We start from the raw sequence: 20,015 nt of genomic DNA, 5'->3' as shown, positions 1-20,015 counted from the left end.
TTGGGGAAACGTACACTTGGAGGGTGGTAGCCGACCAGATCCATCTCGTGCGTCACGGCGAGGTGCACAATCCTTCTCGTGTGCTCTACGGTCGACTCCCCGCATTCCGACTGTCCGAGCTCGGTGAGCGCATGGCGCAGGCGGCCGCAGACGACCTCGTGAGCCGCGACCGCACGGTGGGTGCGCTCTACGCGTCCCCCTTGCAGCGCACGCAGGAGTCCGCCGCGCCGGTCGCCGCCGCGTTCGGGCTCGCCGTCGTCTCCGAGCCGCGCGTGATCGAACCGTTCAACGAGTTCGAGGGCAAGCGCATGAGCCGCGCCCTGAAGAACCCGCTCAACTGGCCCAAGCTCCGCAACCCGTCCCGTCCGAGCTGGGGTGAGCCGTACGCGTCGATCGTCAACCGCATGACCGCGGCCGTCGAGGACGCCTGGCGCGCGACGCCGTCGGGAGACGTGGTCATCGTCAGCCACCAGCTGCCCATCTGGATGCTGCACAGCTCTGTGGTCGGGGCGCCCTATCGTCACGACCCGCGGAAGCGACGGTGCGCCCTGTCGAGCATCACCAGCTTCGAGCGGACCGAGCAGGGCTTCGTCGAGGTCGGCTACGTCGATCCGGCGGCTCGTCTCTCGTCCGGTGCGACCGATGTCGGGGCCGTCTGATGGCCCGCCGATCGAGGACGTTCGCCGTCGCCGCCGTGCTGGCCGTCGGGGCGCTCCTGCTCACGGCCTGTGGGAGCGATCCGCTCGCCGAGCAGTATCGCGAGGGCAGCAGCAAGGGGTACGTCGCGGGCGACGGCAGCGTGACCGAGGTCGCGCTCGACGACCGTGGCGAGTCGATCAGCTTCTCGGGCGTCGGCGAGGACGGCGAGCAGATCTCCTCCGCGGACCACGCGGGCCAGGTCATGGTCGTGAACTTCTGGTACGCCGCCTGCGCACCCTGCCGCGCGGAGGCGAAGGATCTGCAGGCGCTCAACGAGGCGTACACCGACCAGGGCGCCACCTTCATCGGGGTCAACGTCCGCGACACCGCCGACACCGCGAAGGCGTTCAACGGCACCTTCGGCATCACCTACCCCTCCATCCTCGACGTCGACAGCGGGGAGGCGAAGCTCGCCTTCACGGGCAGCGTCCCGCCGAACGCGGTGCCGACCACCATCGTCCTCGACGCCCAAGGTCGGGTCGCCGCACGCATCCTCGGGCAGCTGCAGGACCGCACCATCCTCGACACCCTCATCCGCGACACGATCGCCGAGAGCGCCCCAGAGTGACCCCCGGCGAGCTCGTCTACGGCGGCCAGCTCCTCGTGGCGATCCCGATCGCCATCGCGGCCGGTCTGCTGTCCTTCCTCTCGCCGTGCGTCCTGCCGCTCGTCCCCGGCTATCTCGGATACGTCGGCGGCATGACGACGGTCGAGGAAGGGCGCTCCGGTGCGGGTCGCCGGCGCGTGTTGCTCGGTGTCAGTCTCTTCATCCTCGGCTTCACCGTCGTGTTCGTGGCGATCGCCGCGTTCGTCGGGACGATCGGCGCCTGGTTCGTCGAGTGGGAGGGCGTCATCACCCGCGTCCTCGGTGCGGTCGTCATCCTCATGGGGCTCATCTTCATCGGCCAGTTCTCCCGGCTGCAGCGCACGGTGCGCACCAGCTGGGCACCCGCCACCGGCCTCGCCGGCGCGCCGCTGCTCGGCTTCGTCTTCGCCATCGGCTGGACGCCCTGCCTCGGCCCGACGCTCACCGCGATCAGCGCGCTCTCCCTCTCGGGCGGCTCCGCGTGGCGCGGAGCGCTCCTCGGGCTGTTCTACTGCCTCGGTCTCGGCATCCCCTTCCTGCTCGTCGCGCTCGGACTCGGTTGGGTCACGGGGTCGTTGGCGTTCCTCAAACGGCACATCCGCACGATCAACATCATCGGCGGCGTGCTCCTCATCGTGATCGGTGTGTTGATGGTGTCTGGTCTCTGGTCCGCTTGGATGTACTCGTTGCAGGGGGTGATGAGCGGCCTTGTCACGCCCCTCTGATCACATCGACTCCGCCGCACCGGCTCCGGCCGACGGCATCAACCAGCCGAAGCTCGGGTTCGTCGGTTGGCTCCGTTTCTTCTGGCGTCAGCTCACGAGCATGCGCACGGCGCTCTTCCTGCTGCTGCTGCTCGCCATCGCCGCGGTGCCCGGATCGCTCGTCCCGCAACGGTCGAGCGACCCGAACGGCGTCACCCAGTACTTCACCGACAACCCGGACCTCGCGCCCATCCTCGACAAGGTGCAGGCGTTCGACGTCTACAGTTCGGCCTGGTTCTCCGCGATCTACCTGCTGCTGTTCATCTCGCTCATCGGCTGTGTGATCCCGCGGACGAAGCACCACTGGCTCGCCCTGCGCTCCCGCCCGCCGCGGACGCCCGCGCGCCTGTCTCGGCTCTCCGCGTTCGAGCGGCGCAGCGACGACAGCGGCGCGACCGCCGCCGAGCTCATCGACGACGCGACGAAGCAGTTGAAGCGCCAGGGCTACCGTGTCGAGCGTTACGACGCCGAGGGGTCCGCGTCGGTGTCCGCCGAGCGCGGCTTCCTCCGCGAGACCGGCAACCTCGTGTTCCACTCGGCCCTCGTCGGCATCCTCGTGACGGTCGGTTTCGGCGGCGGCTTCGGCTTCTCCGGTCAGCGCGTGCTCGTCGAGGGACAGACCTTCGTCAACACCCTGCTCGACTACGACTCCTTCAACCCCGGCCGCTTCTTCAACGAGTCGGAGCTGGCCCCCTACAAGTTGACGCTCGACGAGTTCGGCGTCACCTACGAGACCGAGAACCTCGACGCGTACGGTCAGGCGATCGACTACCGCGCGAAGGTCACGACGACCTCGCCCGGCGGGAAGCCGCAGGACGCGACGATCAAGGTCAACGATCCGCTGCGGTTCGAGGGCACCGACGTCTACCTGCTCGGCAACGGCTACGCGCCGACGATCACCGTCCGCGATCCCGAGGGCAAGGTCGTGTTCAGCGACTCCATCCCGTTCCTGCCGCAGGACGCCCAGCTCACCTCGCTCGGCATCGTCAAGGTCCCGGACGGTCTGGCTGAGCAGCTCGGCATGATCGGGTTCTTCTATCCGACGCAGGCCGCGTCCAAGCCGCCGTTCTTCTCGTCCTACCCCGACCTCGCCTACCCGGTGCTGACGCTCAACGTCTACTCCGGCGACCTCGGTATCAACGCCGGTGCTCCGAAGTCGGTCTACGCGCTCGACGTCGACGACATGAAGCAGCTCACGGGCGGCGACACCGGCGTCGAGTCGATCGAACTCACGCCTGGCCAGATCACGGACCTCCCCGACGGCCTCGGCACGGTGTCCTTCGACAACGTCGCCGCCAACCCGTCGACCGAGAACTACGCCGGCTCCGTCAAGCGGTTCGCCTCGTTCGACGTGCACCACGACCCGACCCAGCTCTGGGTGCTCGCGTTCGCCATCCTCGCCCTGTCCGGCCTCATCACCTCGCTCTTCGTCGCCAGACGCCGCGTCTGGGTGAAGGCCGTGACCGGGAGCGACGGCACCGTCTCCCTCGAATACGCCGGGCTCGCCCGCGGCGAGGACCCCGGCCTCGAAGCGGCCGTCGCGGCGATCGCCGAAGCGCACAGTCCAACGCCTGTCCCGTCCGAACCCGAAGGTAGAATCACCCCGTGACCCTCGTCGAAATCTCGAACCTCTGCCTCTGGTCGGCCGTCGCCGTCTACGCGCTGGCGTTCATCGCCTTCACGTTCGACCTCGCGCGCCGCAGCGCCGAGGTCACCGCGGCGATCGACGCGGCCGAGCGGGCCGAGCTGGAACGGTCGGCAGCCGCCGAGGAACGCGTCGGCGCACTCGCCTCCGCCGCGGCGCGGACCGCCGCACCGATCGTCACGAGCGACGGTGTCCCGCGCAAGACCCGCCGTCCCGCGGACGAGCCCGAGCAGCAGGCGTCGCGCAAGTCGCCGAGTCTGCGGGTCGGGGTCTCGCTCACGGTCATCGCCTTCCTGCTCCACCTCGTCGCGGACGTGACGCGCGGTATCGCCGCCGGTCGTGTCCCGTGGGCGAACATGTACGAGTTCGCGATGACGGGCACGCTGCTCATCGTCGCGGTGTTCCTCGTGGTCATCGCACGCGTGGACCTCCGGTTCCTCGGCAGCTTCGTGATCGGCCTCGTGACCGTGCTCCTCGGCCTTGCGACCGCGAACTTCTACGTCGAGGTCGTGCCGCTGCCACCGGCGCTGCAGTCGGCGTGGCTCGTCATCCACGTGTTCGTCGCGAGCCTCGGTACGGCGTTCTTCGCCATCGGCTTCGCGTTGAGCGTCGTGCAGCTCCTGCAGGGGCGTCGTGAGCGTCGGCTCGGGCTCGTGCAGCCCACCCAGGGCTCCGGGCGTCTCCGCTTCCTGCTCACCCTCCCGAGCGCGGAGCGTCTCGAGAACCTCGCCTACCGCGTCAACATCATCGGCTTCATCTTCTGGACGTTCACGCTCATGGCCGGTGCCATCTGGGCGGAGCGCGCCTGGGGTCGGTACTGGGGCTGGGACACCAAGGAGGTGTGGACCTTCATCATCTGGGTGATCTTCGCCGGGTACATCCACGCCAGGGCGACGCGCGGCTGGCGCGGATCACGGGCGGCCACGCTCGCGATCATCGGCTTCAGCGCCGTGATGTTCAACTTCGTCGTCGTGAACGTGTTCTTCAAGGGTCTGCACGCCTACAGCGGCCTGTAGGTCTCCGACGCACCGGTCCCTGAGCCTCTTTCCGGTCCCTGAGCCTGTCGAAGGGCTAGCCGAGCAACGCGTGGGTACGGCGGAGTCGGTCGAGCCACCACGCCGAGCGCTCCGGTGACGCCGTGAAACGCTCGAGGAGATCGGCGTCCACCTCGACGCGCCGGACGGCGATGCCGCCGTCCACGGGATCGAGCGGGGCGGTCGTCACGTCGCCGCCGAGGAGCGCGGTGGTGGCGAGCCCGCAGTCGTAGTCGAGTTCCGGCAGGGCCGCCGCGAGGTGGGCACCCATGGAGATGCCGACGGAGGTGTCCAGTGCGCTCGAGACGACGATCGGCAGGCCGGCCTCGCCCGCGATGCGGAGCGCGGCGTGCACGCCGCCGAGGGGCTGCGCCTTCACGACGAGCAGGTCTGCGGCGCCGGCGCGAGCCACGGCCAGGGGGTCCTCGGCTTTGCGGACGCTCTCGTCCGCCGCGATGGCGACGTCCAGGGAGGAGACCCGTTCCCGGACCTCGGCGAGTTCCGCGACGGTCGCGCAGGGCTGCTCGACGTACTCGAGGTCGAAGGGTTCGAGGGCGCGGATGGCGTGTTCGGCCTCGTCGACGTTCCAGTTGGTGTTGGCGTCCACACGGAGTCGACCCTCGGGTCCGATGGCCCGCCGGACGGCGGCGACGCGCGCGACGTCGTCAGCGAGCACCTGCCCGCGCTCGGCGACCTTCACCTTCGCAGTGCGGCAGCCCGGGAAGCGGGAGAGGATCGACGGGACGTCCGCCGCATCCACGGCTGGAACCGTCGCGTTCACGAGGATGCGATCCCGGTGGAGGGGTGGGAGGTCCGACCAGCCGAAGTCGATGGCGGCCCGGAGCCACGCGGCCGACTCCTGGTCGTCGTACTCGACGAAGGGGGAGAACTCCGTCCACCCGGCGGGCCCGCGGAAGAGGACGGCCTCGCGGGTGTCGATGCCCCGGAACCGGACGCGGAGGGGGATGGAGACCACGCGGGCGGTGGCGAGGACGTCGTCGAGGTTCGCTTGCATGTCCCCATCCTGCACCCGGAGGTCGGAAGCCGTCGCGGGACGCCCGTGACACAATCGATCCCGTGCCGCTGTTCTCCCGACGCAAGCCGATGCCCGGCGATCGGCGAAGCGTGCCCGCGGACGAAACCGCCGCCTTCTCGGTGCCCGAGCCGATCTTCGAGCGGAGTCCCGAGGCCGAGGTGCCCCCGGTGATCGAGGAAGCGCCCGGCGGATCCTCAGACGAGCCGCGCGATCCGAACGCCCCGCCGATCCCCGGGGCGCCGCCGGTGGCCGCGTCCTCGACCGCGCGAGTGCCAGCCGCCCCGGAGCGCACGCCCGAGGAGCTGGAGGCGGAGACCGCCAGGTTCCGGCGTCCGGGGTCCCGAGGACGACGGACACCGCGGGAGCCCGCATCGCGGAAGCCGTCGTCGCGTCGGCAACGGAAGGCGGCGGAACGCGCGCCCACCTCGCAACCGAAGGTCGCGGCGATCCACGCCGACGACGGCGAGCGGACTCCGGCGGCGCACCCGCCTGCCGCCGGTGCATCCCCGACGGGGTGGGACGAGCTCGGCGCGCGGAGTCGGGGTGTCGTCGCCTCCTTCTCGCCGCTCGCCCTGCTCGGCGCGGTGGTGGCCGTCACCCTCTTCACCGTCCTGCTGGCCGTCAGCTACCGGCCCGGCGAGGGGGCATGGGCCATCCTCGTGGCGTTCGTCCTCGTCGTCGTCGTGCAGATCGTGCTGCTCGTCGGGAGTGTCATCGTCATCCGCCGGAAGGTGCGGCGCCGCTGGGGCGTGCTGGCGCTGGTGCTCCTCCTCGTCGTCAATCCGGCCACGGCGATGGCGGTCGGAGGTCTCGCCACGGACCGGGCGGGGGATGGCTCCTCCTCCGCCGGCGGCAGCGGCGACGAGGAGCACGACCCGATCTGGGACACCTACCCGGGGTCCGCCTACGTCGACGCGAAGGAGACCCTCGACGGGCCGAGCTACGAGGACTTCGTCGGGACGTCCGACGAGATGCTCGCGGAGATCCGGACGGCGTTGACCGCGGAGTTCGGATTCGACTGGGTGGAGCGACAGCCCGCCGAGACGGAAGTCGATCAGAACGGGTACGGCGGGGACTCCATGCTCTTCGAGTACACGGCGCCGGTGTGGCAGACGACGACGACCGTGCGCACCTTCGAGGAGAAGTCGCGGGTGGTCGAGCTCATCCGACAGGTCCTGCTCCGCTACGGCATCGCGAACCTCGACATGCAGAACGCGCCGTCCTCCTGGCGTGAGCCGGGCGAGCTCACCGAACGGTACGGTGGCGAGACCCTCGACACCCAGGCGCTGTGGGATCTGCACACCTACAACGCCATCACGGGGGCCGGCGACTTCCGGACGAGCATCGTCGATCTCACGCTCGACTCGGCCGGCACGGTCGCGAAGGACCGCGAGTTCGACGTCGACTACTCCGACATGGCGGCGGAGGGCATCGAGCTGCACCTCGACTCCTACGCGCTCCTGAAGGAGGCGGACCGCGCCGACTACCTGGAGGCGCTCAAGCCCTACGCGGACCTCGACAAGCCGAAGTAGTGCCTAGGCTGGACGCATGAGCGATCGAGTGTCCGAACTGTTCGACCCGGAGATCTGGGACGTCGTACCGGGGTTCGAGGACCTCACCGATCTGACGTACCACGTCGCGCGCGAGGGCGGCTTCGTGCGCATCGCGTTCGACCGCCCCGAGGTGCGCAACGCCTTCCGCCCGCACACCGTCGACGAGCTGTACCGCGCGCTCGACCACGCGCGCCAGAGCCCGACCGTCGGTGTGGTGCTGCTCACCGGGAACGGTCCGAGCGCGAAGGACGGCGGCTGGGCGTTCTGCTCGGGCGGCGACCAGCGCATCCGTGGTCGCGACGGCTACCGGTACGCGAGCGACGACGCCGCAGACGACGAGACGGCGAGCGGCATCGACGCTGCGCGCAACGGCCGCCTGCACATCCTCGAGGTCCAGCGGCTCATCCGCTTCATGCCGAAGGTCGTCATCAACCTCGTGCCCGGATGGTCCGCGGGTGGCGGGCACTCCCTCGGCGTCGTGTGCGACCTGTCGATCGCGAGTCGGGAACACGCGCGGTTCAAGCAGACCGACGCCGACGTCGGTTCCTTCGACGCCGGGTACGGGAGCGCGTATTTCGCCAAGCAGGTGGGCCAGAAGTTCGCCCGTGAGGTGTTCTTCCTCGCCCAGGAGTACGACGCGGAGCGCGCGCTGCAGGCGGGCGCGATCAACGCGGTCGTCCCGCACGCCGAGCTGGAGCAGACCGGGGTCGCCTGGGCCCGCACCATCCTCGGCAAGTCGCCGACCGCCATCCGCATGCTCAAGTTCGCCTTCAACGCCGTCGACGACGGTCTCGTCGGCCAGCAGGTCTTCGCAGGCGAGGCCACCCGCCTCGCGTACGGCACCGACGAGGCGGTGGAGGGACGCGACGCCTTCCTGGAGAAGCGCAAGCCGGACTGGGCTCCGTTCCCCTGGCAGTTCTGAGCTCCGAGACGCCGAGGGGGCGGCGGAGTTGCGACGTACCCGGCGTACGCTGAATCCATGACCCGTCAGCTGCTCCCCGTCGACGCGTCCGCCTCGGCGATGCTCGCGGCCCTGGACACGGCGCTCGACGGTTCCGGACCCGCGGTCCTCCCGATGCAACACGGATCGTCCGCGGCACCGGCCGTGGTCGACGACCGGGTGGCCCTCGTGATCGAGACCTCCGGTTCGACGGGTGTGCCGAAGCGGGTCGCCCTCGCGGCCGACGCCCTCCTGGCCAGCGCGGCGGGTTCCGCGATGGCTCTGGGTGGCCCGGGGGCCCACCGCAGATCGTCGCAGTGGATCCTGGCGCTCCCGACGCATTACATCGCCGGCGTCAATGTGCTGCTCCGGTCGATCGTCGCCGGGACCAGGCCGATCGAGACCCCGGCTGGATCGTTCGACGCCCGGGCGTTCTGCGGACTCGTCGAGCGGCTCGACGCCGATGACGGTTTCGTCGCCCTCGTGCCGGCGCAGCTGCGCCTGCTCGTCGACGCCGCCGAGACGAGCACCTCCGTGCGCGACGCGCTCGCCGGACTCGCCGGGCTGCTCGTCGGGGGACAGGCCACCCCCGCTCCGCTGCTCGAGCGGTCCGCAGCGCTCGGCATCCGCGTCGTGCGGAGCTACGGTTCCAGCGAGACGTCCGGCGGCTGTCTCTACGACGGCGTGCCGTTCCCCGGTGTCGAACCCCGGCTGGCGGACGGGGAGCTCCTCCTCGCCGGGCCGGTGCTCGCCGAGGGCTACCTCGGCGAACCGGACCGCACGGCGACCGCCTTCCCGGACGACGGCGGCCGACGGTGGTACCGCACCGGCGACACCGCCGAGTTCGTCGACGGCGTCGTCCGGGTGACCGGGCGGGCCGACAACGTGATCATCAGCGGCGGGGTGAACATCTCCCTCGACCGTGTGCAGGCGGTCGTCCGGTCGGTGCCGGGGCTGGCCGAGGCCGTCGTCGTCGCCGTCGCCGAGGAGCGGTTCGGTCAGGCGTCCGTGATCGTGACGGACGCCGCGACCCCCGCCGATCATCTGGCGGACGACGCACTGCTCCAGGCCGCGCGGGACACGGTCGCGGAGGCGCTCGGCCGCCCGGCCCGCCCCGCCCGACTGGTCCGTCTGGCAGAGCTGCCGCTGCTCGCGAGCGGCAAACCCGACCTCGTCGCACTCCGCTCGCGACTGGGTTGAGCCCGTCCTCCGCGTGACCGCGAGGGCCGGTTTGCAGGCGGTTGTCGCATAGGGCATGCTCTCTCATGCGTGTCGACGAGCGACCGTAGCCGGGGGACGACGACAGGTGACAACGGGGACCGACACGGGCGCTGCGCCCACGAGGCCGACGACGGCGTTCCGCGCCGACATTCAGGGGATGCGGGCGGTCGCAGTCACCGCCGTGATCCTCGCCCACGCGACCGGCCGACCGGCCGGCGGCTTCGTGGGTGTGGACGTGTTCTTCGTGATCTCCGGCTTCCTCATCACCGGGTTGCTCCTGCGCGAGCACGAGCGTTCCGGACGCATCTCCCTGCCGGCCTTCTTCGGTCGGCGGATCAAGCGGATCCTGCCCGCGTCGCTCGTCGTCCTCGCCGCGACCGTCGCGCTGGCGTCGTGGCTCTTCAACGCGCCGCGGGCGCTCGCGACCTGGTGGGACGCGGTGTCGGCCGCGCTGCTCGTCTCGAACTGGCGCTTCGAGGCGTCGGGCACCGACTACTTCCACGCGACGGACGCCGCATCACCGCTGCAGCACTTCTGGTCCCTCTCGATCGAGGAGCAGTTCTACCTCGTGTGGCCGGTGCTGCTCCTCGTCCTCCTCGCCGTCGCGGCCCGCGGAGCCCGACCCGTGATGCGCTCGCGCCTCGTCGTCGGTGGCGTCCTCGTCATCCTCATCGCGGCCTCCTTCGCCGTCGCCGTGTGGCAGTCGGGGGCGGCCCCGCAGGCCGCCTATTTCGCGACCGGCGCGCGAGTGTGGGAGCTGGGGGCCGGCGCACTCCTGGCCGTGTTCGCTCCGCTCCTCGCCCGGGTGCCGCTGGCGCTCCGGGTGGTCGCCGGATGGGCGGGGCTCGTCGGCATCGTCGCATCCGCGCTGCTCATCACCGGGTCGATCGGGTTCCCCGGTCCCTGGGCGGTCGCCCCCGTCGCCGCCGCGATGCTGGTCATCGCCGCCGGGACCGGAGCCGGTCCCGCGTACCCGCGCTGGATGTTCCCGCTCACGAACCCGCTGAGCCGTGGCGTCGGAGCGATCTCCTACTCGCTCTACCTCTGGCACCTCCCGATCCTCGTGTTCGTACCGATGCTCGTCCCCGACACCGCCCTCAGCACGGTCCCGGGGATGCTCGGGCTCATCCTCGGGGTCTCGGTGCTCTCCTTCCTGCTCATCGAACAGCCGTTGCACCGCACGCCGCTCGTGGGTTCCTTCCACGGCGACCGCGACGCCAGGGACGCCGCCTGGACCGCCTGGCGCGAGCGGTTCGCCTCCCAGTTCCTCTACTCGGCGGTCGGGCTCGTGATCGTCGCCGGGCTCGCGGTGATCGCCATCGGCCCCGCGCTCCGCATGCCGGTGGCCACCGGGGGACCGGCGGCAGTCGCGGCACCGGCGGGAGACCCGCTCCAGGGCATCGCCGCCGAGCTGCAACTCGCGAGCCAGGCTTCCGCATGGCCCGACAACCTCTCGCCGAGCCTCGACGACGCGATCCGCGCGACCTCGAGCACCAACCCCGCCCGGGCTTGTTTCGACCTGGGTTCGACGCCCGACGACGGCTCGTGCACCTGGGGGGATGCCGCTGCGCCGAAGCACGTCTACCTCGTCGGCGACTCGACCGCGCTCGCCTACGCGCCGGCGTTCCGGGCCATCGCCGATCAGAGCGGCGGGGCCGTACGGATCACCACCATCGGTCTGTACGGGTGCCGCTTCACGCAGGATCTCATCCAGAACAGCGGCGCGGGGGTGATGGACGACTGCCCGACCCGGAAGCACGACATCGCCGAACGCATCGCCGCGGACCAGCCCGACCTCGTGATCGTCTCGAACGCGTTCGCCGCAGGTCGCACCACCGACGGCCGATCGCTCGACACGACGTCGATGGTCGCGTCGGCGCTCGCCGAGACTGCGGGCTATCAGGTCCCCGGCCGCGTCGTGTTCCTCGCGCCGCCGCCCCTCGGCGCGGATCTCGGGTCCTGCTACTCGAGGGTGTCCAGTCCGCAGGACTGCGCCGTCGGCGTCGACGCGGCCTGGAACGACTTCGCGGCGGCGACCGAGTCCGCGGCCGCCGCGGCCGGCGAGCGCTTCGTCTCGTCGCTCCCGTTCAGCTGTGCGGATGGCGTCTGCCCGGCCTTCGCCGGGACCACGCCGACGAAGTACGACAGCGTGCACCTCACCCCGGCGTTCGCCGAGCACATCGCCCCGGCGGTCCTCCAATCCCTCCAGGCCGCCGGAGCTCTGTGACGCCGTCCGCCCGGAGGCTCCGCGGGTAGACTCGCCGTCGTGGCACATGGAGCACGGCCGGCAGCGCCGAAACAGCAGAAGACGTCCGCACAGCGCCCCACGGCGGGTCGTGGCGCGAACGGTGGACGATCGGGCAACCCCGCACGCGGTGGCGGTCGCAAGGTCCCCCTCGCGAAGCCGGCGACCTTCGGCGACTGGGTCGGTGCTGCGCGGATCCGCACGCTGCCGATGGCCGTCGCCCCCGTGCTCATCGGCACCGGCGCCGCGACGATCATCGCGGGCCCCGGGGTCTACCACCCGGTCCGTGCACTGCTCTGCCTCGTCGTCGCGCTCGCGCTGCAGATCGGCGTCAACTACGCCAACGACTACTCCGACGGCATCCGCGGAACGGACGACCTCCGGGTCGGCCCGAGCCGATTGACCGGTACCGGCGCGGCGAAGCCCAAGACGGTCCTCACCGTCGCGCTGGTGTTCTTCGGGATCGCGGCCGTGGCCGGCATCGTCCTCACGATCCTCACCCAGTTCTGGTGGCTGCTCCTCGTCGGGGCGGTCGCGATCGTCGCCGCCTGGTTCTACACGGGCGGGAAGCGTCCCTATGGGTACTTCGCGCTCGGCGAGGTCTTCGTCTTCGTGTTCTTCGGCCTCGTCGCCACACTCGGCACGACCTTCGTCCAGGTCGGGACCGTGAACCAGGAGGCATGGTTCGGCGCGATCGGCGCGGGCCTCATCGCCTGTGCCGCGCTCGTCGTCAACAACCTCCGCGACCTCGAACAGGACAAGGCGGTCGGGAAGCGCACCCTGTCGACCTTCATCGGCCGGATCGCGTCGAAGGTGCTCTACTGCGTCCTGCTGCTCGTGCCGTTCGGCATCGCCGCGTTCCTCGCGCTCTTCTACCCGATCGCCTGGTTCACGATGTTCGCGCTGCTCGCAGCCATCCCGGCGTGCGTGATCGTGCTGTTCTCCACGACGGCCAAAGAGCAGATCCTGGCGCTCAAGCTGACGGGGCTCGTGCAGCTAGCGTTCGGGGTGATCCTCGGTCTGGCGTTCTTCTACACGCCCGGCATCGCCGGCTGACGACGCTTCCGGTGTCGCCGCGCTCGCATCGAGCGCCGCGTCCTCGGAGTCCTCGTCGTCGTGCGGCGTCGGCTTGTCGCCGTGTCGACGGGCGTACAGCTCCTGCGCGACGGTCTCCCGCGGGGTGCGCAGGAAGATGTAGGACACGCAGAGCCCGATGATCGCGGCGATGATCGCGGCGACCCAGGGCTGCAGACCCGTGAGGAAGACGAGGAGCAGGAGCGGCACCACGAACGCGAGGAGGCGGAGGATGGTGTACCGGACGGCGGCGGGAACGCGTTTCACCACCTAAGTCTAGGCGTCCCGCCTGAAGGCAACCCCAGGTAATCACGTCACCTGGCGTTTACGATGGAGACATGGTTCGTCTCTGGATCGGCCTCGCCGTCGCGGCAGTCGTCTTCATCGTGTACTCGGTGGTCGACTGTGCCACGATGCCGCGCGACCGTGTCCGAGGGATCAGCAAGACCTCGTGGATCATCGCCATCCTCCTCCTGCCTGTCATCGGCGGAGTCCTCTGGTGGATCATCGGCCGGGTCCGCGCTCCGAAGGCCGTGCCCCGCGGCTCAGCCCCGGACGACGACCCGGACTTCCTCAAGAAGCTCGACGCCGACCGCGCGCAGACGAAGCGCATCCGCGACCTCGAGGACGAGCTCAGCCGCTTCGACGACGAGTCGGGTGAGAGCCCGGACGCGACGACGCACGACGACCCCGCGCCAGGATCAGACACGCCCGACGACGGCTCCGGCCGCAGACCGCCTGGCGCCCCGAGCGCCTCGTGAACCCGTCCGCCGCTCCCGAGCCCGTCGGCTCGGCTCCCTCGTCGAGCCCGGCCAGCGCGTCGGCATGGTCGCTCCTCGACGCGCTCGTCGCCGCGGGTGTCTCCGACGTCGTCGTCTGTCCCGGCTCCCGGTCCCAGGCGCTCGCGCTCGCCGCCGCCGAGCTCGCGGCCTCCGGACGGATCACCCTGCACGTGCGCATCGACGAGCGGGTCGCCGGCTTCCTCGCCTTGGGCCTCGGCGTCGAGACCGACCGTCCGGCCGTCGTGATCACGACCTCGGGGACGGCGACCGCGAACCTGCATCCGGCGGTCCTCGAGGCGCATCACTCTCGCGTGCCGGTCATCGTCCTCACAGCCGACCGGCCCGCCGAGGCGCACGGCATCCGGGCGAACCAGACGACGAAGCAGGACGACCTCTACGGGTTCGCCGCGCGCCTCGCTGTGGTCGTCGAGGCCCCGACCGGTGAATCGGGTGAGCAGGACGCCGCCCGCGATCTCGCCCGGCGGGCGTACCGTGCCGCGACGGACGTCCTCGACCCGGGCCCGGTGCACCTGAACCTCGCGTTCCGGGAGCCGCTCTCGGGCAGCTTCGAACCCGAGGTGACCGAGACGGCCCCCGATGTCCCGGTCGCGACGGACGCCGTCACGGAGGCACCGCTCTACCCGGGTCGACCGCATCTCGTGCTCGAGCGTGGACCCAGGACCCTCGTCGTCGCCGGGCACGACTCCGGCCCGGCCGCCGAGCAGCTCGCGACGGACGGCGGGTGGCCGCTCATCGCGGAGGTGTCGAGCGGATCACGGTTCGGGCGGAACGTCATCGCCGCCTACCGGGAGCTGCTGCGCGAGGACGACTACCGCGAGGCCGTCGAGCGCGTCGTCGTGTTCGGCCACCCGACACTCAGCCGCGAGGTCCCGCTCCTGCTCCAGCAGCCGCAGGTCGAGACGATCGTCGTCGCCCCGGCCGGAGCCGAGGTCTACAACCCCGGACGACGGGCCGACCGGATCGTGTCCTCGGTCGCCGTCGAGGCGGGCCCCGCGGATCGCGCCTGGCTCGGAGCGTGGGTCGTCGGATCCCGCGAACGGGTGATCGACCCCTCGCCCGCAGCCCCCGATCTCGACGGGCTGCACTCGACGACACCCGCCGAGCGACTGGCCTCCGTCCGGGCCGAGCTCGAGGCCGTCCGGCTCCCGGTCACCCGCGAGGTCCTCGTCGACGCGGTCTGGCGCGCCACCTGGCCGCACGACCGTCTCGTCGTCGGTGCGTCGAGGCTCATCCGCGTGGCCGACGGCCTCGTCCCCGGCCGCAAGATCAGCGTGCACGCCAACCGCGGACTCGCGGGCATCGACGGCACCATCGCCACCGCCACGGGGATCGCGCTGGCGAGCCAGGCCGACGGGGGTCCCGGTGTGACGCGGGTGCTCCTCGGCGATCTCGCCTTCCTCCACGACGTCGGCGCGCTCCTCCTGGACGACGGCGTCGCGCCGCGTCTCCAGGTGATCGTCGGCAACGACGGCGGTGGCACCATCTTCGACGCGCTCGAGGTCGCCCAGAGTGCACCCGGAGCGCTCTTCGACCGCGTCCAGTACACGCCGCAGCACGTCCGGCTCGAGTCGCTCGCGACGGCCTACGGCTGGGAGTACCGCTCGGCCCGCACCCGCACGGAACTCGACCAGGCGTTCACCGCGCCGGTGACCGGTCCCGTCCTCATCGAGGTCCCGCTGCCGCGCGCCTGATCCGTGGGTCCTCCCGGGGTCGACTTCCGACGCGACCTGCGGCCACAATGGGCGGATGACGGCATCGAAGCACGCATCGACCTGGACCGCACCACCCCGAGACACGCTGCGCGTGGGGGAGGGGTTCAGCCTCGCCGACGTCGATCCCCGGTCGACGCCGGGCTTCGACGGCGACAAGCAGCAGGGCAGGCTCGAGCTGGACGCGGGGGTGCCCGCCCTGTCCGAACTGCAGGAGCGACTCTTCGCGGCGAGCACGCAGGGAGCCCCGGAAGCGGTGCTCCTCGTCCTGCAGGCGATGGACACGGCGGGCAAGGGCGGCATCGTCAAGCACGTCGTCGGCTCAGTCGACCCGCAGGGCGTGCACCACTACGCCTTCAAGAAGCCCACGGAGGAGGAGCGCTCCCACGACTTCCTCTGGCGGGTGGAGCCGCACCTGCCGAAGCCCGGTCAGATCGGCGTCTTCGACCGCTCGCACTACGAGGACGTCCTCATCGGCCGGGTGCGTCGGCTCGCGGAGCCGGACGAGATCGAGCGTCGGTACGGAGCGATCAACGACTTCGAGGCGGGCATCGTCGCGAGCGGGACCCGTATCGTCAAGGTGATGCTGCAGATCAGCGCCGAGGAGCAGAAGGAACGGCTCGCCGATCGGCTCGCGCGTCCGGACAAGCATTGGAAGTACAACCCCGGCGATGTGGACGAACGGGAGCTGTGGCCGGCGTATCAGGACGCGTACCAGGTGGCGTTCGAGCGCACGAGCACCGAGGCAGCCCCGTGGTTCGTCGTGCCGGCGGACCGCAAGTGGTACGCGCGCATCGCGGTCCAACGTCTGCTGCTCGACGCCCTCGAGGACATCGATCCGCAGTGGCCGCCGGCCGACTACGACATCGCCGTCGAGCAGGCGCGACTCGCGGCGAGCTGAACCGGTGGGGCCTCGGCTCAGCCGAAGGCCTCCACGATCGGACGGAACTTCATCTTCGTCTCGACGAGCTCCGTCGCGGCATCCGAGTCGGCGACGATGCCGCAGCCGGCGTAGGCCGTGATGTCACCGTCGGGTGCGATCTGCGCACAACGGAGGGCCACCGCCCACTCGCCGTCGCCCGAGGCGTCCACCCACCCGACCGGACCGGCGTAGCGACCGCGGTCGAACGGTTCCAACTCGCGGATGAGGGTGACGGCGTCGCGGGTCGGGGTTCCGGCGACGGCGGCCGTCGGGTGCAGGCCGTCCATGAGGTCGAGCGAGGACGAGCCGTCCGAGAGTCGTCCCTCGATGTCGGTCGCGAGGTGCCAGAGGTTCGGCAGCTTGAGGGTGAACGGGACCTCGCTGCGGCGCAACTGCGGACTGTGAGATTGCAGAGCGGTCAGCACGGACTGCACGGCGAACTGGTGTTCACCCTGGTCCTTCGCGCTCGTCATGAGTGCGACGGCCTGGTCGTGGTCGCTCTCGGCGTCGGGACCACGCGAGATCGTGCCGGCGAGGACGCGCGCCGAGACGGCACCCCGATCCACTCGGACGAGCGTCTCCGGGCTCGAGCCGATGAAGCCGTCGACCGCGTAGGTCCAGCAGTCGGGGTAGGCGAGGGCGAGGTCGTGGAGCACCCGGCGGCGGTCCGCTTCCTCGGGGAGGTGCCCGGTCAGGTCGCGAGCGAGCACGACCTTGCTGAGGCCGCCGGCCTTGATGCGGGCGATGGCGCGCTCGGCCGATTCGAGGTAGCCCTCGCGGCTCTGCACGCCGGGGGTCAGCTGGATGCGGTACTCCGGCCCGTACGCCGTGGTCACGGGATCGACGTCCTCGGCGCCGTCGCCGAGGGAGACCCGCGTGATGAAGCTCGCGTCGGGGTACCGGCCGATGATCGTGCGCGGCACGATGAGGACGCTCGTCGCGGAGGACTCGTCGTCGAAGGCGAACGTGCCGAACGCGACCAGGCCGGTCCCGGGGCGTCGCACCTCGTCCGTCACCACGGCTGCGGCGCAGACGTCCCGCCAGGCCGCCGCGGCACGCGCGAACCGGTCGGGGCCCGAGAACTCCAGGCGGAGCGCCTCACCCAGTCCGACCAGCCCGTGACCCTTCCGCACCCAGAGGAGCGGCGAGGTCTGGTCGGCGAACGGGAGGAGCTGGCGCGGGTCGTCGATGGCGACGGTCTGGGCGACCAGTGACGAGGTCAGGGGAATGGTCACCGTTCAACCCTACGCCCGCGCAGGAGGGGTCACTCCCCGCCGCAGCCCGACCGGTGGCGGGGTGCTCACGGCCTGGTCGGCGGGGCGTTCACCGGCCGGGCGTGCCGATCGTCTGCAACCCGGTGACCCCGAGCAGTGCGAGTTTCGCCGCGTCCTCGGTGCCCGGTGCCGCCGTGTAGACGACGATGCGCAGGTCGCCGCCCGGCGTGGACAGGACGTCGCAGTCGACGGTGATCGGTCCGACCGGCGTCCGCGTGACCGTCTTCCGGCTCGCCCGGTGCTCCGCGACCCTGGCCTCCGCCCAGCGTCGCTCGAACTCGGGCGACACCGATCGCAGCCGGGCCACGAGTCGTGCGAGCTCGTCGTCCCGCGGGTAGCGCCCGACCGCGGCCCGGAGGTCTGCGGCGAGGTCGCTCGCGAACTCCTCCTCGTGCTGCTCGTCGAAGTCGGTGCCCTCGTGCCCCGCGGTGAAGTGCCGCCACACCAGGTTGCGATCGTCGCCGACGAGGGCGGACGGATCGCCGTTCACCGCGGCCCACAGCGGGTTCCAGAGCAGGATGTCGTGGGCGGCGGAGAAGACCGCCAGCGGCACGTCGCCGAGCCGGTCGACGATGCGCTGGACGCCAGGACCGATGTGCCGGGGGACGACCCCGGGCGGTGGTGGAGCGGCTCCGGCGACCCGGTAGAGGTGATCGCGCTCCTGATCCGTCAGTCGGAGGGCGACCGCAAGCGCCCGGAGGAGTTGCGGCGAAGGGTTCTTGGCGCGACCCTGCTCGAGCCTGACGATGTAGTCCACGCTGATGCCGGCGAGGGCGGAGAGCTCCTCGCGGCGCAGGCCGGCAGTCCGTCGTCCTGGGCCGGCGGGGAGACCGACTTCGGCAGGGGAGACCCGTTCGCGCCAGGCCCGGAGCACACCGGCGAATTCGTCCATGCGGCCATTGTGCCCCCGGCGGCGGTCCGCATCCTGGTACTGCCGGTCCTCCTGTCGACCGGGGCCTGGCGGGCCGACCCTGCCGGGCGGAGCATGGACCCATGACCACCACACTCATCACCGGGGCCAACAAGAGCCTCGGACTCGAAACCGCACGCCGACTGATCGACGCCGGCCACACCGTCTACGCCGGCATGCGCGACCTGGGCCGTGGCGATGCCGTCGCCGCACTCGGCGCCCACCCCGTCCAGCTCGACGTCACCGACCAGGCGAGCGTCGATGCGGCCCTCGCGGCGCTCCCGGAGCTCGACGTGCTCGTCAACAACGCCGGCGTGCTCGGCACGTCCTTCGGCGTCGACGACCTCGCGCCGGAGTCGATGCAGGACGTCCTCGACACGAACGTCGTGGGTCTCGTCCGCGTCACCCAGGCGGCGTTGCCCCTCCTGCGTCGTTCGTCCCGACCCGTCATCGTGAACGTCGCCTCCGGGGTCGGGTGGCCGCGCTTCCTCACCACCGAGGGGGCCGACGAGTTCGCGGTGCCGACGATCCCGTACGCCGCGTCGAAGGCGGCCGTCATCGCGCTCACCGTGCAGTACGCGAAGAACCTGCCCGGGTTCCGGGTGAACGTGAGCGACCCGGGCTACACGGCGACCGACTTCAACGGGCACGGCGGCCACCAGACGGTGACCGAGGGGACGGACGCGACCGTCGCGCTCGCCCTGCTCGGTCCGGACGGTCCCACCGGCGAGTTCCACAACCGGCACGGACGCATCGACTACTGAGCGTGAGCCTGGGAGCCGTGCTCGGACGGCCGGCTCCCAGCGGCGCGGACGTAGGATGGACGGGTGAACCGCGCCGACCTCTCCAAGCAGCCCGAGCAGGTCTCGGCCATGTTCGACGACGTCTCGACGAAGTACGACCGCATGAACGCGGTCCTCTCCGTCGGGAACGACGCCCTGTGGCGCATCGCGACCACTCGTGCGGTCGGTCCGGCCGCCGGTGAGCGCATCCTCGACCTCGCCGCCGGCACGGGCACGTCCTCCGCGGCGCTGGCCCGCAACGGGGCGCAGGTCGTGGCCGCCGACTTCTCGCCCGGCATGATCGCCGTGGGTCGCGACAAGTACGCCGACCGCTCCGACATCCAGTTCGTCGAGGCCGACGCGACCGACCTCCCCTTCGCCGACGAGGAGTTCGACGCCACGACGATCTCCTTCGGCCTCCGCAACGTCGTCCGTCCGAAGGACGCCCTCGCCGAGATGCTCCGGGTCACGAAGCCCGGCGGCCGCATCGTCATCTGCGAGTTCTCCACGCCGACGTTCGGGCCCATGCGCGCCGCGTACAACCTCTACCTCGAGCGGGTCATGCCGCTCGTGGCGGGCGTCGCATCGTCGAACGCCGAGGCGTACACCTACCTGAACGACTCGATCCGCGCCTGGCCGAGCCAGCCGGAGCTGGCCGCCTGGCTGCGCGAAGCGGGCTACGAGCACGTCGCGTACCGCAACCTCACCGGCGGGATCGTCGCCCTGCACCGGGGACTCAAGCCGGCCTGAGTCGCGTCACCATCGGGGTTCGTCTCGGCATTCTCGAGGGGTGGAACCGGTTGATCCCGTCACTTCCC

General features: G+C 70.9%; 19 protein-coding genes. 15 read left to right on the top strand and 4 right to left on the bottom strand.

Annotation, left to right across the window (positions count from 1 at the left end):
• Nucleotides 1-23 precede the first annotated feature (23 nt).
• Genes RWN05_RS16040 through ccsB form a run of 5 tightly spaced genes read left to right on the top strand, consistent with a single transcriptional unit; the run spans nucleotide 24 to nucleotide 4,710 of the window.
• Nucleotides 24-659 (top strand): histidine phosphatase family protein, encoded by a 636-nt coding sequence (locus tag RWN05_RS16040; RefSeq protein ID WP_079003291.1) that lies wholly within the window; start codon nucleotides 24-26, stop codon nucleotides 657-659.
• Nucleotides 659-1,267: a TlpA disulfide reductase family protein gene (locus tag RWN05_RS16035; RefSeq protein ID WP_121292629.1), complete on the top strand. Its 609-nt coding sequence runs from the start codon at nucleotides 659-661 to the stop codon at nucleotides 1,265-1,267. Before RWN05_RS16040 ends, RWN05_RS16035 begins: the two co-directional genes overlap by 1 nt.
• Nucleotides 1,264-2,010 (top strand): cytochrome c biogenesis CcdA family protein, encoded by a 747-nt coding sequence (locus RWN05_RS16030; RefSeq protein ID WP_064294602.1) that lies wholly within the window; start codon nucleotides 1,264-1,266, stop codon nucleotides 2,008-2,010. Before RWN05_RS16035 ends, RWN05_RS16030 begins: the two co-directional genes overlap by 4 nt.
• On the top strand, nucleotides 1,994-3,658 hold the full coding sequence (locus tag RWN05_RS16025) for a cytochrome c biogenesis protein ResB (RefSeq protein WP_285037965.1): 1,665 nt from the start codon (nucleotides 1,994-1,996) through the stop codon (nucleotides 3,656-3,658). Before RWN05_RS16030 ends, RWN05_RS16025 begins: the two co-directional genes overlap by 17 nt.
• Nucleotides 3,655-4,710, top strand: coding sequence for a c-type cytochrome biogenesis protein CcsB (gene ccsB, locus RWN05_RS16020; protein ID WP_314140282.1), 1,056 nt, complete (start codon nucleotides 3,655-3,657; stop codon nucleotides 4,708-4,710). Before RWN05_RS16025 ends, ccsB begins: the two co-directional genes overlap by 4 nt.
• A 55-nt stretch (nucleotides 4,711-4,765) precedes the next feature.
• Here the strand turns inward: ccsB and RWN05_RS16015 are convergent, their stop codons facing one another.
• Nucleotides 4,766-5,743 carry an o-succinylbenzoate synthase gene (locus RWN05_RS16015; RefSeq protein ID WP_314140281.1) on the bottom strand — a complete coding sequence of 326 codons (978 nt, stop codon included), beginning with the start codon at nucleotides 5,741-5,743 and terminating at the stop codon, nucleotides 4,766-4,768.
• Nucleotides 5,744-5,853: 110 nt separating this feature from the next.
• On the opposite strand from RWN05_RS16015, the gene RWN05_RS16010 reads away from it, so the two are divergent.
• The 5 genes from RWN05_RS16010 (at nucleotide 5,854) to RWN05_RS15990 (ending at nucleotide 12,779) form a co-directional block, all read left to right on the top strand.
• Entirely contained in the window at nucleotides 5,854-7,296 is a 1,443-nt protein-coding gene (locus tag RWN05_RS16010; RefSeq protein ID WP_314140280.1) for a hypothetical protein, read from the top strand.
• A 16-nt stretch (nucleotides 7,297-7,312) separates the two neighbouring features.
• Complete coding sequence (locus RWN05_RS16005; protein ID WP_064294597.1) at nucleotides 7,313-8,239, top strand: 1,4-dihydroxy-2-naphthoyl-CoA synthase; 927 nt, start codon at nucleotides 7,313-7,315, stop codon at nucleotides 8,237-8,239.
• Nucleotides 8,240-8,296: 57 nt separating this feature from the next.
• Nucleotides 8,297-9,457: an AMP-binding protein gene (locus RWN05_RS16000; RefSeq protein ID WP_314140278.1), complete on the top strand. Its 1,161-nt coding sequence runs from the start codon at nucleotides 8,297-8,299 to the stop codon at nucleotides 9,455-9,457.
• 106 nt (nucleotides 9,458-9,563) lie between these two features.
• A complete protein-coding gene (locus RWN05_RS15995) occupies nucleotides 9,564-11,705 on the top strand; it encodes an acyltransferase family protein (RefSeq protein ID WP_314140277.1) in 2,142 nt (713 codons plus the stop codon).
• A 39-nt stretch (nucleotides 11,706-11,744) separates the two neighbouring features.
• Nucleotides 11,745-12,779 (top strand): 1,4-dihydroxy-2-naphthoate polyprenyltransferase, encoded by a 1,035-nt coding sequence (locus tag RWN05_RS15990; protein WP_399543095.1) that lies wholly within the window; start codon nucleotides 11,745-11,747, stop codon nucleotides 12,777-12,779.
• Here the strand turns inward: RWN05_RS15990 and RWN05_RS15985 are convergent.
• A complete protein-coding gene (locus RWN05_RS15985; RefSeq protein ID WP_064294643.1) occupies nucleotides 12,720-13,064 on the bottom strand; it encodes a DUF4229 domain-containing protein in 345 nt (114 codons plus the stop codon). The two genes, RWN05_RS15990 and RWN05_RS15985, sit on opposite strands and share 60 nt — an antisense overlap.
• A gap of 71 nt (nucleotides 13,065-13,135) precedes the next feature.
• Here RWN05_RS15985 and RWN05_RS15980 point away from each other — a divergent pair, with 71 nt between their 5' ends.
• From RWN05_RS15980 to RWN05_RS15970, 3 genes are read left to right on the top strand one after another with little or no spacing between them, the layout of a single operon-like run.
• On the top strand, nucleotides 13,136-13,558 hold the full coding sequence (locus tag RWN05_RS15980; RefSeq protein WP_314140276.1) for a PLD nuclease N-terminal domain-containing protein: 423 nt from the start codon (nucleotides 13,136-13,138) through the stop codon (nucleotides 13,556-13,558).
• The gene (gene menD, locus RWN05_RS15975) at nucleotides 13,555-15,291 is read left to right on the top strand and encodes a 2-succinyl-5-enolpyruvyl-6-hydroxy-3-cyclohexene-1-carboxylic-acid synthase (RefSeq protein WP_314140275.1); all 1,737 of its coding nucleotides are present in this window, start codon (nucleotides 13,555-13,557) and stop codon (nucleotides 15,289-15,291) included. The genes RWN05_RS15980 and menD overlap by 4 nt, the downstream gene beginning before the upstream one ends.
• Nucleotides 15,292-15,346: 55 nt before the next feature.
• Nucleotides 15,347-16,210: a polyphosphate kinase 2 family protein gene (locus tag RWN05_RS15970; RefSeq protein ID WP_314140274.1), complete on the top strand. Its 864-nt coding sequence runs from the start codon at nucleotides 15,347-15,349 to the stop codon at nucleotides 16,208-16,210.
• 17 nt (nucleotides 16,211-16,227) lie between these two features.
• Here the strand turns inward: RWN05_RS15970 and RWN05_RS15965 are convergent, their stop codons facing one another.
• On the bottom strand, nucleotides 16,228-17,466 hold the full coding sequence (locus tag RWN05_RS15965; protein WP_314140273.1) for an isochorismate synthase: 1,239 nt from the start codon (nucleotides 17,464-17,466) through the stop codon (nucleotides 16,228-16,230).
• 88 nt (nucleotides 17,467-17,554) lie between these two features.
• The gene (locus RWN05_RS15960) at nucleotides 17,555-18,397 is read right to left on the bottom strand and encodes a helix-turn-helix transcriptional regulator (RefSeq protein ID WP_285037956.1); all 843 of its coding nucleotides are present in this window, start codon (nucleotides 18,395-18,397) and stop codon (nucleotides 17,555-17,557) included.
• A 101-nt stretch (nucleotides 18,398-18,498) separates the two neighbouring features.
• Between RWN05_RS15960 and RWN05_RS15955 the strand changes: the two genes are divergently transcribed.
• Nucleotides 18,499-19,179 (top strand): SDR family NAD(P)-dependent oxidoreductase, encoded by a 681-nt coding sequence (locus RWN05_RS15955; RefSeq protein WP_064294591.1) that lies wholly within the window; start codon nucleotides 18,499-18,501, stop codon nucleotides 19,177-19,179.
• 63 nt (nucleotides 19,180-19,242) lie between these two features.
• On the top strand, nucleotides 19,243-19,947 hold the full coding sequence (locus tag RWN05_RS15950) for a demethylmenaquinone methyltransferase (protein WP_079003281.1): 705 nt from the start codon (nucleotides 19,243-19,245) through the stop codon (nucleotides 19,945-19,947).
• Nucleotides 19,948-20,015: the final 68 nt, after the last annotated feature.

This window comes from uncultured Plantibacter sp., from assembly GCF_963518075.1.
Lineage (GTDB): Bacteria > Actinomycetota > Actinomycetes > Actinomycetales > Microbacteriaceae > Plantibacter > Plantibacter flavus_A.
This window is presented reverse-complemented; position numbering and strand designations above follow the sequence as displayed.